The organism is Tistrella mobilis KA081020-065 (genome assembly GCF_000264455.2).
Taxonomy (GTDB): Bacteria; Pseudomonadota; Alphaproteobacteria; order Tistrellales; family Tistrellaceae; genus Tistrella; species Tistrella mobilis.
Window position 1 is genome coordinate 3222267 of sequence record NC_017956.1, and the last position, 15257, is coordinate 3237523.

14 protein-coding genes are annotated in these 15257 nt (G+C 69.1%); 8 read left to right on the forward strand and 6 right to left on the reverse strand.

Going from position 1 to position 15257, the window contains the following annotated elements:
- Position 1: 1 nt before the first annotated feature.
- From TMO_RS14665 to TMO_RS14680, 4 genes are all read left to right on the forward strand, one after another.
- A complete protein-coding gene (locus TMO_RS14665) occupies positions 2-1117 on the forward strand; it encodes a lipid A deacylase LpxR family protein (protein ID WP_014746425.1) in 1116 nt (371 codons plus the stop codon).
- A gap of 159 nt (positions 1118-1276) precedes the next feature.
- Positions 1277-2965, forward strand: a complete 1689-nt coding sequence (locus TMO_RS14670) for a methyl-accepting chemotaxis protein (RefSeq protein ID WP_014746426.1) — start codon at positions 1277-1279, stop codon at positions 2963-2965.
- A gap of 226 nt (positions 2966-3191) precedes the next feature.
- Positions 3192-4880 carry a methyl-accepting chemotaxis protein gene (locus TMO_RS14675; RefSeq protein ID WP_014746427.1) on the forward strand — a complete coding sequence of 563 codons (1689 nt, stop codon included), beginning with the start codon at positions 3192-3194 and terminating at the stop codon, positions 4878-4880.
- A gap of 34 nt (positions 4881-4914) precedes the next feature.
- Positions 4915-5379 carry a DUF3574 domain-containing protein gene (locus TMO_RS14680; protein WP_014746428.1) on the forward strand — a complete coding sequence of 155 codons (465 nt, stop codon included), beginning with the start codon at positions 4915-4917 and terminating at the stop codon, positions 5377-5379.
- A gap of 4 nt (positions 5380-5383) precedes the next feature.
- Here the strand turns inward: TMO_RS14680 and TMO_RS14685 are convergent, their stop codons facing one another.
- Positions 5384-6232, reverse strand: coding sequence for a hypothetical protein (locus TMO_RS14685; RefSeq protein ID WP_014746429.1), 849 nt, complete (start codon positions 6230-6232; stop codon positions 5384-5386).
- Between the two features lie 184 nt (positions 6233-6416).
- On the opposite strand from TMO_RS14685, the gene TMO_RS14690 reads away from it, so the two are divergent.
- Positions 6417-7832: an ethanolamine ammonia-lyase subunit EutB gene (locus TMO_RS14690; protein ID WP_014746430.1), complete on the forward strand. Its 1416-nt coding sequence runs from the start codon at positions 6417-6419 to the stop codon at positions 7830-7832.
- Complete coding sequence (gene eutC / locus TMO_RS14695; RefSeq protein ID WP_014746431.1) at positions 7829-8662, forward strand: ethanolamine ammonia-lyase subunit EutC; 834 nt, start codon at positions 7829-7831, stop codon at positions 8660-8662. The genes TMO_RS14690 and eutC overlap by 4 nt, the downstream gene beginning before the upstream one ends.
- Here eutC and TMO_RS14700 read toward each other — a convergent pair.
- Positions 8649-9887, reverse strand: a complete 1239-nt coding sequence (locus tag TMO_RS14700) for a winged helix-turn-helix domain-containing protein (RefSeq protein ID WP_014746432.1) — start codon at positions 9885-9887, stop codon at positions 8649-8651. The two genes, eutC and TMO_RS14700, sit on opposite strands and share 14 nt — an antisense overlap.
- Before the next feature lie 281 nt (positions 9888-10168).
- Between TMO_RS14700 and TMO_RS14705 the strand changes: the two genes are divergently transcribed.
- Positions 10169-11206: an SMP-30/gluconolactonase/LRE family protein gene (locus TMO_RS14705; RefSeq protein ID WP_014746433.1), complete on the forward strand. Its 1038-nt coding sequence runs from the start codon at positions 10169-10171 to the stop codon at positions 11204-11206.
- A 95-nt stretch (positions 11207-11301) separates the two neighbouring features.
- A complete protein-coding gene (locus TMO_RS29520) occupies positions 11302-11832 on the forward strand; it encodes a GNAT family N-acetyltransferase (RefSeq protein ID WP_014746434.1) in 531 nt (176 codons plus the stop codon).
- 92 nt (positions 11833-11924) lie between these two features.
- Here TMO_RS29520 and TMO_RS14715 read toward each other — a convergent pair whose 3' ends face one another.
- The 4 genes from TMO_RS14715 to TMO_RS14730 are packed head-to-tail and all read right to left on the reverse strand — an operon-like array spanning position 11925 to position 15203.
- Positions 11925-12740, reverse strand: coding sequence for an ABC transporter ATP-binding protein (locus tag TMO_RS14715; protein ID WP_014746435.1), 816 nt, complete (start codon positions 12738-12740; stop codon positions 11925-11927).
- On the reverse strand, positions 12740-13789 hold the full coding sequence (locus TMO_RS14720; protein ID WP_014746436.1) for a FecCD family ABC transporter permease: 1050 nt from the start codon (positions 13787-13789) through the stop codon (positions 12740-12742). Before TMO_RS14720 ends, TMO_RS14715 begins: the two co-directional genes overlap by 1 nt.
- On the reverse strand, positions 13786-14913 hold the full coding sequence (locus TMO_RS14725; RefSeq protein ID WP_014746437.1) for an ABC transporter substrate-binding protein: 1128 nt from the start codon (positions 14911-14913) through the stop codon (positions 13786-13788). The genes TMO_RS14720 and TMO_RS14725 overlap by 4 nt, the downstream gene beginning before the upstream one ends.
- Positions 14910-15203, reverse strand: a complete 294-nt coding sequence (locus TMO_RS14730; protein ID WP_014746438.1) for a DUF2218 domain-containing protein — start codon at positions 15201-15203, stop codon at positions 14910-14912. Before TMO_RS14730 ends, TMO_RS14725 begins: the two co-directional genes overlap by 4 nt.
- Positions 15204-15257 lie beyond the last annotated feature (54 nt).

Sequence of the window (15257 nt, forward strand, 5' to 3'; positions counted from 1 at the left end):
AATGAAGATGATCAAACGGGCCGGCCTCACTCGGACCGGTTCCGCATTCGGTGGTACGCTGGTTGCCGGGCTTGGGCTTGCCCTGCTTCCCGATCCCGCGGCCGCACAGGCGGCCAATGGCAGTGCCGTGACCGGCTCGGTGACCGCAGTGGTCGGCACGGCGGAGGGCACGCCGGACCAGCCGGTGGCGGTGGAGCACGACGCCGAGAACGGCACCTTCTCGCTGGTGTTCGAAAACGACTATTTCGCCGATACCGACCGCCATTACACCAACGGCTTCCGCTTTTCATACATGACCCCGCCGGGCGGCGACCCGCAATGGCTGCGCGATGCGGTGGGCGCGATCCCCTTCACCGGCTTTGGCGGCGACATCCGCGTGGTCTGGTCGCTGGGCCAGAACATGTACACGCCGCGCGATACCTCGCTCCGCAATCCCGACCCCGACGACCGTCCCTATGCCGGCTGGCTGTACGGCTCGGTCGGCGTGATCGCCGAAACCGGCGGCGTGCTCGACCAGATCGAACTGTCACTCGGCATCGTCGGCCCCTCCTCGCTTGCCGAGCAGACCCAGAAGGGCGTTCACGAGCTGATTTCGAGCGACGACCCCCAGGGCTGGGACACCCAGCTCAAGGACGAGCCGATCGTCCAGCTGACCTATCAGAAGAGCTGGCGCGCCCTTGCGGCCGGCTCCGCCTGGGGTTTTGCCGCCGATGTCACGCCGCATGCCGGCTTCGCCCTCGGCAATGCCTTCACCTATGCCAATACCGGCGTCACCTTCCGCCTGGGCCAGGATCTGCCGCGCGATTACGGCCCGCCGCGGATCAGCCCCAGCCTGCCCGGCTCAACCTATTTCCGCCCGACCGACAGCTGGGGCTGGTATCTCTTCGCCGGCGTCGACGGTCGTGCGGTCGCCCGCAACATCTTCCTGGACGGCAACACCTGGAAGGACAGCCGCAGCGTCGACAAAAAGCCGCTGGTCGGCGACCTGCAGGCCGGTCTCGCCATCACCATCAACGGCGCCCGCATCGCCTACACCCATGTGATCCGGTCGAAGGAGTTCGACGGCCAGGATCAGCATGATGAATTCGGCGCTCTGTCAGTATCGTTTAACTTTTAAAGGATGCGAATTTGAACGCCCTCATCAATTGACATGACGCTTTGATTTTCCGTATTTCCGGTTTCCATAAGTATTTTGTTAAATCCTCCGACGTAGGCTCCGAGTGCGGCCGGCCCTCTCGTGGCCCCGCCTCAGAGCCACGTCGGAGCACCCGTCATCATGTCGTCCGTCCGTTCCCTCAAAATCGGCGGCAAGCTCGTTCTCGCGTTTGCCGCCCTGATCCTGATCATCCTGGCCATTGCGCTTTTTGCGATCGACCGGCTGGCCCTGGTGGAGAGCACCGCCGCCGAGATGCGGAACAATCGCGTTCCCAGTCTCACTGCACTTGCGAATCTCGATTCGACCGCACTGGAGCATCGCGTGGCGGTTGCGCGCCATGTCATCTCGCAGGATGCGAAGACCATGGCGGAGGTCGAAGCGACCATCGGCTCGTTGACCGATCAGATGCAGAAACAGCTGGACGCCTATCGTCCGCTGATCTCCGACGAGGCTGAACGGCAGGCTTTCGACAAGCTGACCAGCGCCTGGAGCGACTATACCCGCGGCACTGCCGCTCTTCTGACCGTGTCGCGCGAGAACCGCACCGCCGAGGCCATGGCCAATTACGAGGGCGAGAGCCGTGTCGCACGCGAGGCGGTCGCGAGCATGCTCGACCAGATCACCGACATGAACGTCGCCGCCGTCAAGGCTTCGGGGGAACATGCGCTCGGCGTTTATGAGGGGGCTCGTTTCGCCCTTCTGACGGCACTCGCCATCGGCCTCGTCATCGCGATTGCCGCCGTTCTGCTGCTGGTCCGCTCGGTCGCCCGTCCGGTCAGTGCCATGACCGCCGCCATGCGCCGTCTGGCCGACAAGGACACCTCGGTCGAGATTCCGGGCGCCGGCCGCGGTGACGAGATCGGCGACATGGCCAAGGCGGTCGCGCATTTCCGCGACAACATGATCCGCGCCGACCAGCTTGCCGCCGAGCAGGAAGCCGGCCGCGCCGCCCGCGAGGCGGAGCGCAGCCGCCGGGATGCGGCCACCAGCCGCTTCCTGGACCAGATCGGCCGCGTGGTCAGCAATCTGGGCTCGGCCGCGACCCAGATGAACGGCAATGCCGAAACGCTGAGCCATGCGGCGGATGAAAGCCAGAGCCGCACCACCACCGTCGCCGCCGCCGCCGAACAGGCCACGGTAAACGTCCAGACCGTCGCCACCGCGGCGGAAGAACTCGCCGCCTCGATCCGCGAGGTCGGCAGCCGCATCACCACCACCGCCGACGTCACCCGCCGGGCCGTCGATCAGGCAGAGACCACCAATGCCGTTGTGCAGGACCTGACCCGCACCGCACAGAAGATCGGCGATGTGGTGCTGCTGATCCAGCAGATCGCCGCACAGACCAACCTGCTGGCGCTGAATGCCACCATCGAGGCGGCACGGGCCGGCGAGGCCGGCAAGGGCTTCGCGGTCGTCGCGTCCGAGGTGAAGAGCCTGGCCAGCCAGACCGGCAAGGCGACCGAAGAGATCCAGAGCCAGATCGACGCCATCGTCGGCGCCACCGACCGCACCGCCGGTGCCATCCGGTCGATCTCCACCACCATCGGCGAAGTGGGCGAGCTGACCTCGGCCGTTGCCGCGGCCGTCGAGGAACAGGTCGCCGCCACCGCCGAGATCGCCCGCAACACCCAGCAGGCCTCCAGCGGGACCGACGAGGTCATGCGCACCATCCACGGCGTCGCGGAACGGGCGATCGAGACCGGCCGGGCCGCCGGAGATGTCCGCAGCGCCGCCGGATCGCTCACTGGCGAAGCCGCGCGCCTGCGCGACCTGGTCGAGGGCTACGTCGCCGAGATCAAGGCTGCCTGACCACACCCACGCGTTCCGACCCCGACTGCAGCCTCCCGCCCTTCCGGGCGGGAGGCTCTTTTTGCGTGGTCCATCACACGACCATACGCTTCTGTCAGGCTGATCCGTCGCGGATTGCGGCAGATCAATTCGCCATTGAGCCGCATGATGTAATCATTCCAGGATAAGACATCTCCAGCACGCCGTCCCCGGACGTCGGTCACGAATGCCCCAACGGAGAAGCTGCATGCGGTCGCTCAACTCTCTCAGGATCGGCACCAAGCTGATCCTCGCCTTCGTCCTGCTGATCGGATCGAGCGTGGTGGTCGCGGTCTTCACGATCGACCGGCTGGACCAGCTCGAGGCCGCTTCGGCGGACATGCGCGACAACCGGACACCGGGCATGGTGACGATCGCAGAACTCGACGTGGCCGCCCTGGAACACCGGGTATCGGTGGCAGGCCACCTGCTTGCCGACACCGCCCCGGCCAAGGCGAAACTGGAAGCCACCGCCGCGGAAGATGCCGCGCGTGTGGAGCGGGCGCTCGCGGCCCTCCGGCCGCTGGTCTCGGATGCGGATGAACGGGCACAGCTGGAGCGGCTGGCCAGGGGCTGGGCGGATTATCGCCGGGTGAGCGATCGGCTGCTCGCCCTGTCGCGCGACGGCAAGACGGCGGAGGCCCGGGCGATCTACGAGGGCGACGCCCGCCGGCTGCGCCAGGAGGTTGCGACCACGCTGGCCGCGATGACCAATGCCACGGTCGAGGGGATCCATCGCGAAGGCGAGGCCGCCCGCACCGACTATCAGCTGACCCGGACGCTGCTGGTCATCGTCACCGCCATCGGCCCGCTGATCTCGGCCGGCATCGTCTATCTTCTGATCCTGTCGGTGTCGCGCCCGGTGTCGTCGATGACGGCTGCCATGCGGCGGCTGGCCGACAAGGACACCTCGGTTCAGATCCCCGGCGCCGGGCGCGGCGACGAGATCGGCGAGATGGCCGGGGCCGTGGCCTACTTCCGGGACAACATGATCCGTGCCGACCGCCTGACCGCCGAGCAGGAGCAGGCCAGTGCCGCGCGGGAGGCGGAACGCGCGAAGCGTGACGCCTCGACCTCCCGCTTCCTGGAGGAAATCGCCAGCATCGTCACCCATCTGGGCTCGGCCGCCAGCCAGATGCACGGCAATGCCGAAAAGCTGAGCCGCACCGCCGACGACAGCCAGAGCCGCACCACCACGGTCGCAGCCGCGGCCGAGCAGGCGACCGTCAACGTCCAGACGGTCGCCACCGCCGCCGAGGAACTCGCCGCCTCGATCCGCGAAGTGGGCAGCCGCATCGCCGCCACAGCCGACGTCACCCGCCGGGCGGTCGATCAGGCCGAGACCACCAATGCCGTGGTCCAGGATCTGGCAAGCTCGGCGCAGAAGATCGGTGATGTCGTGCTGTTGATCCAGCAGGTCGCCGAACAGACCAACCTGCTGGCGCTGAATGCCACGATCGAGGCGGCACGGGCCGGCGAGGCCGGCAAGGGCTTCGCGGTGGTCGCGGCGGAAGTGAAGAACCTCGCCGGTCAGACCGGCAATGCGACCCAGGAAATCCAGGCCCAGATCGATGCCATCGTCAAGGCGACCGACCGGGCGGTGGATGCGATCCGTTCCATCTCCACCACCATCGGCGACGTGGGGGAGCAGACCTCGGCCGTGGCCGCCGCGGTGGAACAGCAGGTCGCCGCCACCTCTGAAATCGCCCGCAACACCCAGCAGGCCTCGTCGGGGACGGGGGAGGTGCTGCGCACGATCCATGGTGTCGCCGAACGCGCGGTCGAAACCGGCCACGCCGCCAGCGATGTCCGCAATGCCGCGGGATCGCTGTCCGACCAGGCCCAGCGGCTGCGCAACCTGGTCGAGGGCTATGTCGCCGAGATCAAGGCGGCCTGACCCCCGCACCCGACATCTTCGGAGGACACCTACCATGGCGGGTTCCGCATCGGTCATCCGTCTGCCGGCCGTTGCAGCGCTGCTGCTGCTGACGGCCGCCTGCGCCGGCCATCCGCAGGGGCCCGCACCCGGTGCCCCCGCCTGCCCGGCCGGCGATACGGCAATGGTCCAGACCACGCTGTTCTTCGGCCTGGACCGGCCCGGCGGCGCGCCGCAGATCACCCCCCGCGAATTCGACCGCTTCGTGGACGAGGTGGTGAGCCCGACCTTTCCGGACGGCTTCACCATCCAGCAGGCCGAAGGCGGCTGGCGGGACACCGAAACCGGCGCCACGATCCGCGAACCCTCACGGACCATCCTGATCCTGGCGCCGGCCGCCGATGCGGCCGAGGCGTCGGCACTCCGGGACCGGCTCGACCGGGTCCGGTCGGCCTATATCCAGGCCTTCGACCAGCAGGCCGTGGGCCTTGCCAGCGCGCGGGCCTGCGTGGACTTCTGAGACATCACTCCCGGCAGGGATCCCGGTGCAGCCAGCCGGCAAGCGCCCCGCCGCTCGCCAGAACCTCTTCGATCCGGCCGCAGGCGACGTTCGGCGGGCCGGCGACGTCGGGGTCTGCCGGCAGGAAGACGGGGTTCCCTTCCGCAGGCGCATCGGCCGGGCTTTCCCGCACCGGCACCAGGGTTTCCACCCGCGATCCGGTCGCATCGGCGATGCAGTCGTGGCGCGAGCCGTCGGGCGCACGCAGCCGGATGCCGGCCATGCCCCGGTTCATCGGCCAGGCCGAGACCACCGCCTCGACCGGTACCCGGCCATCGGCGATACAGGCACCGATGGCTGGCAGCAGATCGGCCAGATGGCGGGTCCAGTCGTCGGGCTCGACATCGGGCGCCACCCGGGTGGCATCGGCACCGGCAAGACTGCAGCATCCGGCGGCGACACTGCCATCGGGGAAGGAGACCACGGCCCGCCAGGGCCTCTCGGGGGTCTGGTCCGACATGGTCGAGGCACAGCTTTCCCGGCGCATGGTGGCGACCAGCAGCCCTTCCCGCCCGTCCCCGCGGAAGACCGCGGCCGGCGGCTCCAGAAAATCCAGCGTATCCAGCCGGCCGGTCAGGATGATCTCGTCGATGCCGGCCGCCCCCGGACGCGACAGCCGCGCCTCGGTACGGCCGATCTCCAGCCCCCAGAACGGCTCCTCGCCCACGCAGCTCATGCCGCGGATGCTGGCCGCCTGCGGTCCCGGATCCGGCCGCGTCGGATCCGACGCCCGGGTCGGCACGGATGCCGAGAGCACGACCGCCATGGGGGCCAGTAAGGCCAGATGATGCAGACCGGCGCGGGATGGGAACATGATCGTCTCCTCGTCGGATATCGCAAGCCACCCCGTCTCCCGCAGACGAGCATATCACGTCGGCGGGCCTATCACGTCGGCGGACCGCTGGCGCCGGCATGATCAGCGGGCCGCTGGCGCCGGGAACGGGTTTGTCGCAGACTGGGTTACCCCCGCGCCCGCTCAGGAGGGATGCCGAACCCCCATGTCCGCCACCTCACCGCGCGCACGCCATACGATCGATCTCGGCGGAACCCGCTGGGCCTTCGACGATCTGAAAACCCTGCTCGCCCGGGCAACGCCCCTGCGTTCCGGCGACCAGCTGGCGGGCCTTGCCGCCGACACGGCCGTCGAGCGCATGGCCGCACAGATGCTGCTGGCCGACCTGCCGCTCTCCACCTTCCTCGACGAAGCGGTCGTTCCCTATGAGGACTGCGAGGTCACGCGGGCGATCATCGATGATCACGACCCGGCCGCCTTTGCACCGATCCGCTCCCTGACGGTCGGCGCCTTTCGCGAATGGCTGCTGGGGCCCGAGGCGACGCCAGAGGCGCTGGCGGCGCTCCGCCCCGGGCTTACCCCGGAAATGGTCGCGGCCGTTTCCAAGATCATGCGGCTGCAGGATCTGATCGCGGTGGCTGCCAAGGCGCGCGTCACCACCGCCTTCCGCACCACCCTCGGCCTGCCGGGCCGGCTCGCGACCCGGCTGCAGCCGAATCATCCCACCGACGACGACCGCGGCATCGCCGCGGCGCTGTTCGACGGGCTGATCACCGGTGCCGGGGATGCCGTGGTCGGCGTCAACCCCGCGACCGACGGCGTGGACGACTACATCCGGATCTGCAGCCTGATGGAGGAGGTGCGCCTGAAGCTCGAGGTGCCGATGCAGCATTGCTGCCTGGGCCATGTCACCACCGCGATCGAGGCGATCGGCCGCGGTGCGCCGGTCGATCTGGTCTTCCAGTCGATCGCCGGGTCCGAAGCCGCCAATCGCGGCTTCGGCGTCGATCTCGCCCTTCTGGCCGAAGCACAGGAGGCGGCGCTTGCGCTGGGGCGCGGCACCGCCGGCACCGATGTGATGTATTTCGAGACCGGTCAGGGCTCGGCGCTGTCGGCCGACGCCCATCACGGGGTCGATCAGCAGACCATGGAGGCGCGCGCCTATGCGGTCGCCCGCCGGTTCAGGCCGCTGCTGGTCAACACGGTCGTGGGCTTCATCGGCCCCGAATACCTCTATGACGGCAAGCAGATCACCCGGGCCGGGCTGGAAGACCATTTCTGCGGCAAGCTGCTCGGCCTGCCGATGGGGGTGGATGTCTGCTACACCAACCATGCCGATGCGGATCAGGACGATATGGACGCCCTGCTCACCCTGCTGGTGCAGGCGGGCGTCACCTTCGTGATCACGGTGCCGGGGGCCGACGACGTGATGCTGAATTATCAGAGCCTGTCCTATCACGACGCGCTCTATATCCGCGAATTGACCGGCCGGCGCCACGCGCCCGAATTCGAGGCCTGGCTCGTGAAGGTCGGGCTGATCGACCAGGCCGGCCGGCTGGCCGACGCCAATGCCGCCGCAGCGCTGCGCCCGGCCCTGGGCCTGATCCGGGGGGGCGCATGACCCGTGACACCAAACTGCCCGCCACGATCCATGCGGATCAGGTGGTCCTGCCGGCGCCGGACGAGATCACGCGCCTGCGCCGCTTCACCGAGGCACGCATCGGCCTTGGCCGCGCCGGATCGGGCCTGCCCACCGCCGCCCATCTGCGCTTCGGCCTGGACCATGCCCGCGCCCGGGACGCGGTCTGGTCGGGCATCGATGCCGGAGCGCTGGTCGATGCGCTTCACGGACGGGGCCTGAGTTCTTGTCACGTTTCCAGCACGGCACGTGACCGTGCAGAATATCTGCGCCGCCCGGATCTGGGCCGGCGGCTGTCGGCCGAGGGGGCGGCCGCGCTGGGCGCCCTGCCGCCGCCGGCACCGGGGGCGGAGGTGGTGCTGATGCTGGGGGACGGGCTGTCGGCCGCCGCGGTGATGCTGAACGGCCTGGCGCTGATCGACGCGCTTTTGCCGAGGCTCACCGCCGCCCGCATCGGGGTGATGGCCGGTGTGGTGGCGACCCAGGCGCGGGTCGCCCTGGGCGATCCGGTCGGCGCGATCCTGGGTGCCCGGCTCGCGATCGTGCTGATCGGCGAGCGGCCGGGCCTCAGCGCCGCCGACGGCCTGGGCTGCTATCTCACCTTCGATCCCCGGCCGGGCACGCTCGACAGTGCCCGCAACTGCATCTCCAACATCCGTCCGGGCGGGCTCGATCCGGCGACCGCCGCCGCCAAGATCGCCTGGCTGGCGGCGGAAGCCCTTCGCCGCCAGTTGACCGGCGTCGGGCTGAAGGAGGCATCGGGTGTCGCGGTGCCGGCCGCCGGTCAGCCACGCGTGCTCACGGCGGAGTGAGCGCGGCGACGGCCTGCGACAATGCAGGGGCCAGATCGCCACGGGGCTCGACCTCCACACGGTCGAGCCCCAGCCACCCGGCCATGAGCTGAAGCCTGAGTGCCAGACGGGCCGCGACCTTGCCGACCGCATGGCCCGGCTCGGCATGGGCGGCTCTGGCGAGCAGCGCCCCGCTCTTCCGGTCGGCCTTGAGGTCGACCCGGGCGGCCAGATGCTCCCCCATCAGAAAGGGCAGCACGTAATAGCCATGGACCCGCTTTTCGGCAGGGACATAGATCTCGATCCGATAGCGGAAGCCGAACAGCCGTTCAGCGCGGTCGCGCTCCCAGACCAGCGGATCGAAGGGGGCGAGCAGCGCGTCGCTGCGGCAGCCTTTGGGCGCCGGCGCCTCGACATGCAGGAAGGCGGGCTGGCGCCAGCCTTCCACCTCGACCGGTAGCAGCCGGCCGGCCTCGACCAGATCGGCGATGGCGGGCCTGGTTTCGGCGGTCGCGAGGCGGAAATAGTCGGCAATGTCGGATGCGGTGGCGATGCCCAGCGCCCGGGCGGCGATGTCGGCGAGCGCGCGATGGGCATCGGCGACATCCGGCGTCGGTACCTCCATCACCTCGGCCGGCAGCACCCGTTCCGTCAGGTCATAGAGCCGTTCAAAGCCCCCCTGACGGCGACGGGTGGTGATTTCTCCCGCCCAGAACAGCCATTCCAGCGCCTGCTTCGCCTCCCCCCATCCCCACCAGCCGCCGGCTCCACGGCGGCCCTGGTCGAAAGCGCCGGCCGTCATCGGCCCTTCGGCGGCGATGCGGTCGCGCACCGCGCGGATGAAATCCTGCCGCTCGCGGCCGAATGTCGCGACGCCGCGCCAGATGCCGATGCCCTGGGCGGCCCGGGCCATGCGCCAGCGAAACAGCGGCTGCATCGCCACGGGGATGAGCGAGGCCTCGTGCCCCCAATACTCGAACAGATGGCGGGCATCGGTCGCCGCCGCATCCAGCAGCCCCGGATCATAGGCGCCGAGCCGGGCATGGAGCGGCAGGTAATGCGCACGGGCCAGCACGTTGACGCTGTCGATCTGCACCAGCCCCAACCGATCGACCTGGCTCGCCAGCCGACGGATGCCGATGCCGCCCGACGGCCGGCCGCCGCCCAGCCCCTGGGCTGCGATCGCGATCCGCCGGGCGTCTGCAAGGCTGAGGCTCGCCTGCGCCGTCACGCTGCCGTCGCGCAAACTCTCTCTCCCCAAAATCTCAGCATGGCTGCCCCGATCATAGCCCCGGACGAATCCGCAAGGCGAGCCTCCGGCCCGGCCACGTGCTGTCGTCCTGCCATCCTCCTGACGCGTCCGGATGATTGTCCCATTGCGCAAGCTGGTACAGTCATCGTGAGATTCCCGCAGATCGTCCCTTCATCAATCCGCCAGCCGGTGGACAATTCATGAAATACCGGTGCCCCCCATCCAGGTCATGAACCGCCGGCACCGCACGATCAAGAAACGCCACGGAGGAAACCATGCAGAGACGATTGATCGCGCTGGCGCTGGCCGGCTGCGCCTGGGTTGCCATGCCCGCCGCGCTTCACGCCGCCGGGGCACCGGCCCTTGAATACACGGCGGAGATGCGCGGCCCCGCCCCGATCCCGCCGGCAGAGCAGGGATTGCAGACCATCACCGCCACGCCCTGGTTCAAGGTATCCGACGATGGGCTGCAGCTGGAGGGACCGGTCTTCGACCGGGCCGGCAACCTGATCTTCACCGAGGTCTTCGGCGGCAAGGTCTTCCGCCTGACCCCCGACAAGAGGCTCGAGACGATCCTGGGCGAGAATGCGCTGGCACCGGCAGGGCTGGCCATCCACAGGGACGGGCGGATCTTCATCGCCGGGCTCGGTGACTTCAAAGATGCGGGCTCGGTGGTGGCGATGAACCCGGACGGATCCGGGCTGACCGCCATCGTCCCCGACACGGCGGGTTTCCTGCCCGACGATCTGGTCTTCGACGACAAGGGCGGCTTCTATTTCACCGACTTCAAGGGCACCTCCACCGATCCGACCGGCGGGGTCTACTATGTGGGACCAGAGGGCGGTGAGAAGGGCGGCGAGCCGGTGGCCGTGCTGCCGAACCTCTCGGTCGCCAATGGCGTCGGCCTGTCGCCCGACGGCAAGACGCTGTGGGTGACGGAGTTCAGCAAGGGGCTGCTGCATCGGGTGTCGCTCAGCGACGCCACCACCATCGCGCCCTTCGGGACCACGGTGCCCTATCATTTCACCGGGCCGGCCCCGGATTCGCTGCGCACCGATGCCGACGGCAATGTCTATGTCGCCATGTACGGCCAGGGGCGGGTGCTGGTGTTCAATCCGAACGGCATGCCGATCGCCCAGATCCTTCTGCCCGGCCGCGAGACCGGCCATAATCTCCGCTCGACCAGCATGGTGATCCGGCCCGGCACCAACGACATGTACATCCTGACCAATGACTGGAAGGCGGGCGAGGGATCGACGATCTTCCACTGCAAGGCCCTGGCCGCCGCACCGGTGGATTTCTCCCACCGCTGACGCGAGATCAGGTCGGGATGGCGGGTGAGCATTGCTCGTTTCACGCCGCGGTCGGGCGGCGCCATGATCGGGGAGCAAGGATTGGAGTCCCGCTCATGACACTGCCCGCTTTCTCCCTCCGCCCACCACGCCCGGCGGATGCCGCAGCGCTCGAAGCTGTGGTCTCGGACCCGGAAGTGGCCCTGCCCACCGCCGCCATCCCGCATCCCTATCCGCCGGGCGGAGCCGCGGAGCACCTGGCCGATCTCGCCCGTCGCGGCGCCGCCGGCCGGGAGATCGCCGTCGCCATCATCGATGGCCCCGATCCCGAGACGGGCAGCCTTATCGGCATGGTCACGCTGCGCCTCGATGGCGAGGGCGGCGCCGCCCTCGGCTATGTACTGGGGCGGGCCTGGTGGGGGCGCGGCCTGATGACCGAAGCCGTCCGCCGGGTTCTGCTCCTCGCCCGCGACCACCCGGAGATCGCCCGGATCGAGGCCGATGTGATGGTGTCCAACACCCGCTCCGCCGCCGTCCTCACCCGCCTCGGCTTCACCGAAACCGGCCGGGCCCGGGCAGCGTTTCCGGCACGGGGGCGGGAGGTGGAGGTCAGGCAGTTCCTGCTGAACCTCGGCAATCCTGTCTGATACCCCCGTCTGCTCGGCCCCCTCCGCTCAACGCTTTTCACCCGGCAGGATGTCCGCTTTTCTGGCCGCAAGCCGGGGGTCGGGCTGCGTCCTCAGGCCAACCCCTCCACCTCCACCCTCACCCGGCCGTCATCCCGGGCATCCACCCTGGCGGCGACGCCCCAGACGTCGTGCAGGATCCGGGGGGTGACGGCCTCGGCGGGGGTGCCGAAGGCATGAAGGCGGCCCTGGCCGAGCACGGCGATGCGATGGGCCCAGCGGCAGGCGAGGTCCAGGTCGTGCAGGACCACGATCACCTGCAAGGCCCGCTCGCGTGCCAGATCTCTGACGGTGGCCATCACCCGGTACTGGTGGCGCAGGTCGAGCGCGCTGGTCGGCTCGTCCAGCAGCAGCACCCGCGGATCGCGGACCAGCGCCTGGGCAAGCGCCGCCATCTGCCGCTGCCCGCCGGAAAGCGTGTCGAGCGGCTGCAGCGCCAGCGCGGTGATGCCCAGCCGGTCCAGAACCGCCACGGCGCGTTCGGCATCACCCTTGGGCGTGCCCGGCGGCGGATCGCCGGCAGGGCCGGCGCGCAGGGCGCCGATCACCGCATCCAGCACCGTCAGCGCCACCCGGTCGGGCAGGGCCTGGGGCATGTGGGCGACCAGCCGCGCGCGGTCTCTCGGCGTCATCGCGATCAGGTCGCGGCTGCCCAACATCGCCCGGCCGCGAACCGGCATGGCGCCCGCCAGTCCTTTGAGCAGGGTGGACTTGCCGGCCCCGTTAGGCCCGACCAGCGCCGTGATGCTGGCGGGCGGCAGGGGGCCGAGGCGGACATCATGCACCACGGGCCTGCGGCGATAGCCGGCCGAAATGCCGTCAAGCGCCAGAATCTCGCCCGCACCGTCGAAGATGCCGATATCGCGCATCAGCTCCGCTCCTTGCGTCCGATGATCAGCGCCAGGAAGGCCGGAACGCCGATCAGCGCGGTCACGATGCCGACCGGGATCGTCACCCCCGGCATCAGCAGCTTGCCGGCCAGGCTCGCCAGCGACATCACCAGCGCGCCGGCAAAGGCGCTGGCCGGCAGCAGGAAGCGGTGATCCTCTCCCAGCAGCAGCCGCGCGAGATGGGGGCCGACCAGCCCCACGAAGCCGATCGTGCCGACGAAGGCGACGGCCGTGGCGGCCAGCAGGCTGACCCGAAGCAAGGCCACGAAACGCAGCCGTGCCACGTTGAGCCCGAAGCTGAGCGCCCGTTCCTCCCCAAGGCGCAGCGCCGTCAGGGCGGGCGCCTGCACCAGCGCCCAGGGCAGGACCACCGCCACCACCAGAGCCAGGATGCCGACCTTGTTCCAGTCGGTGCGCGACAATGAGCCCATGCTCCAGAACACCAGCTGCTGCAGGGCTTCCTGGGATGCCACGAACTGGATCATCGCGGTCAGCGCATTGAAGGCGAAGACCAGGGCGATGCCGAACAGCACCAGGGTCTCGATCCCCGCGCCACGCAGCCGGGCCAGCGCCTGAAGCGTCAGCACCGACAGGAAGGCGAAGATGAAGGCGTTGGCCGAGATGATCCAGTTGGCCGGAATGCCCGGCAGGCTGATCCCGAGCACGATCGCGATCGAGGCGCCGAAGGCCGCCGCCGACGAAACCCCGAGGGTGAAGGGGCTGGCCAGCGGGTTGGAGAGAATGGTCTGCATCTCGGCCCCGGCCAGGGCGAGTGCGGCCCCGACCAGCACCGCCATCAGCGCCTGGGGCAGACGGACCTGGAACAGGATCACCGACTGGACGCGGCTCAGCGTTTCGGGGTCGATCAGCCCGCGGATCACGGTGCCCGGCCCCATGCCCGAGGCGCCGGTCGCGATATCGGCGATCACGGCCAGACACAGCAGAAAGCCGAGTGCCGACACGGTCGACACCCGGCGCGCCATCTGCCGGCGATGGCCGGCGAGAGCTTCAAGAGGCGTTGTGGTCATTCGGGCTTCAGGGCCACCGCATAGGAACCGTCGAGGGAAACCGGCAGGAAGCCGGTGTTGATATCCGCCAGCACGGCATCCGGGTCGAGATCGGCGAAGAGATCCGGCCGGACCCATTTCGCGATCGCCTCCACCGCCACGATGTTGAGCGGGGAATTGTAGAAGCTGTGCCAGAGCGCATAGACCCGGCCATCGCGGACGGCCGACAGATCGCCGACCACCGGACGGTGCGCCAGACGGTCGAGGCTTTCGCGGGTGACCGCCGGATCGATCCCCGCCCCCATCTGGATGCCGCCGGTCTCGGCACCACCGGCCGTGCCGGTCGCGATGTAGACCGCCGGATCCTGCGTCAGGACATATTCCGCATCAAGCTGCCCGAGCGGCCCGGGCAGCACGTCGGCGCCGATGTTGTGGCCGCCGGCAAGGTCGACGAACTCACCCAGATTGCCCTTGCCCGGAGAACCGCAGCAGCCGCCATCCATGGTCGGGCGCATGTCCACCAGCACCTTCGGCCGGGGGGCGGTCGAGGCGGCGACCCGGCTCTTCACCAGCTCCAGCCGCGCGCGATAGAAATCGATATAGCGCGCGACCCGCTCTTCCTGGCCCAGCACCTTGCCCAGGATTTCCAGGCTCGGGATAGTGTTCTCCAGCGGCTTGCCGCGGAAGTCGATGAACACGATCGGAATGCCCGCCTCGGTCAGCCGGTCGATGACCTCCTTCGATCGCGGCGAAGGTCCGTGGCCGGCAAAGCCCAGCACCGCCAGATCGGGTGCCACCGACAGCGCCTTCTCGATCGAGAAGCTCTCCTCATTGGTGCTGCCGACCAGCGGCACCCGTTCGATCGCCGGATAGGCGGCCTTGAACCTGTCATAGGTGTCGGTGTCGAGCAGGCGCAGATCCCCCAGCCAGCCGGCCAGCACCGACACCGGATCGGGATGCACCACCGACAGGGTCACCAGATCACGCCCCTCGCCCAGCAGCAGCCGCTTTGCGGGCGCCGGAATGGTCACCTCGCGGCCGGCGACGTCGGTGACGGTGATCGGATCGGCGACCGCCATCCCGGCGGTCGCGACGACGAGGGCGACCGCGGCGGCTGCGGCCTTGAGCTTGCGCAGAATGATCATGGCCGGCGGCTCCAGGTGATGGTGAGCGGGTCCTTGAAGGCGAAGCGGTTCAGATGGTCGGCCACCACCCCGGTCAGCTGCCCGGCCGTCTCGGCATCCTCCGCCTCGACCACGATCCCGAGCCGGTCTTCCGACGCCTGCATGATGCAGCAGCTGGTCCCGGAGAACGGGATCCGTGCCGACACGGCATCAGATTCGACGGCGAAGCGGTGGCTCCAGTGTTTGGCAAGCTGGGTCATGTAACGCCGCGCCAGCGGCGTCGTGACCGAGGCCTCGAAGATCGTGGTCATGGGCTTTGCTCCTTGCCGCGGCTCCGGCCCCCGCGTCCGGGGGCCGGAGCCGTG

Excerpts from the sequence above, each read along its gene's own strand:
- TMO_RS14665 (WP_014746425.1), top strand. The coding sequence starts at position 2 with ATGAAGATGATCAAACGGGCCGGCCTCACTCGGACCGGTTCCGCATTC.
- TMO_RS14670 (WP_014746426.1), top strand. The coding sequence starts at position 1,277 with ATGTCGTCCGTCCGTTCCCTCAAAATCGGCGGCAAGCTCGTTCTCGCG.
- TMO_RS14675 (WP_014746427.1), top strand. The coding sequence starts at position 3,192 with ATGCGGTCGCTCAACTCTCTCAGGATCGGCACCAAGCTGATCCTCGCC.
- TMO_RS14680 (WP_014746428.1), top strand. The coding sequence starts at position 4,915 with ATGGCGGGTTCCGCATCGGTCATCCGTCTGCCGGCCGTTGCAGCGCTG.
- TMO_RS14685 (WP_014746429.1), bottom strand. The coding sequence starts at position 6,232 with ATGTTCCCATCCCGCGCCGGTCTGCATCATCTGGCCTTACTGGCCCCC.
- TMO_RS14690 (WP_014746430.1), top strand. The coding sequence starts at position 6,417 with ATGTCCGCCACCTCACCGCGCGCACGCCATACGATCGATCTCGGCGGA.
- eutC (WP_014746431.1), top strand. The coding sequence starts at position 7,829 with ATGACCCGTGACACCAAACTGCCCGCCACGATCCATGCGGATCAGGTG.
- TMO_RS14705 (WP_014746433.1), top strand. The coding sequence starts at position 10,169 with ATGCAGAGACGATTGATCGCGCTGGCGCTGGCCGGCTGCGCCTGGGTT.
- TMO_RS29520 (WP_014746434.1), top strand. The coding sequence starts at position 11,302 with ATGACACTGCCCGCTTTCTCCCTCCGCCCACCACGCCCGGCGGATGCC.
- TMO_RS14715 (WP_014746435.1), bottom strand. The coding sequence starts at position 12,740 with ATGCGCGATATCGGCATCTTCGACGGTGCGGGCGAGATTCTGGCGCTT.
- TMO_RS14720 (WP_014746436.1), bottom strand. The coding sequence starts at position 13,789 with ATGACCACAACGCCTCTTGAAGCTCTCGCCGGCCATCGCCGGCAGATG.
- TMO_RS14725 (WP_014746437.1), bottom strand. The coding sequence starts at position 14,913 with ATGATCATTCTGCGCAAGCTCAAGGCCGCAGCCGCCGCGGTCGCCCTC.
- TMO_RS14730 (WP_014746438.1), bottom strand. The coding sequence starts at position 15,203 with ATGACCACGATCTTCGAGGCCTCGGTCACGACGCCGCTGGCGCGGCGT.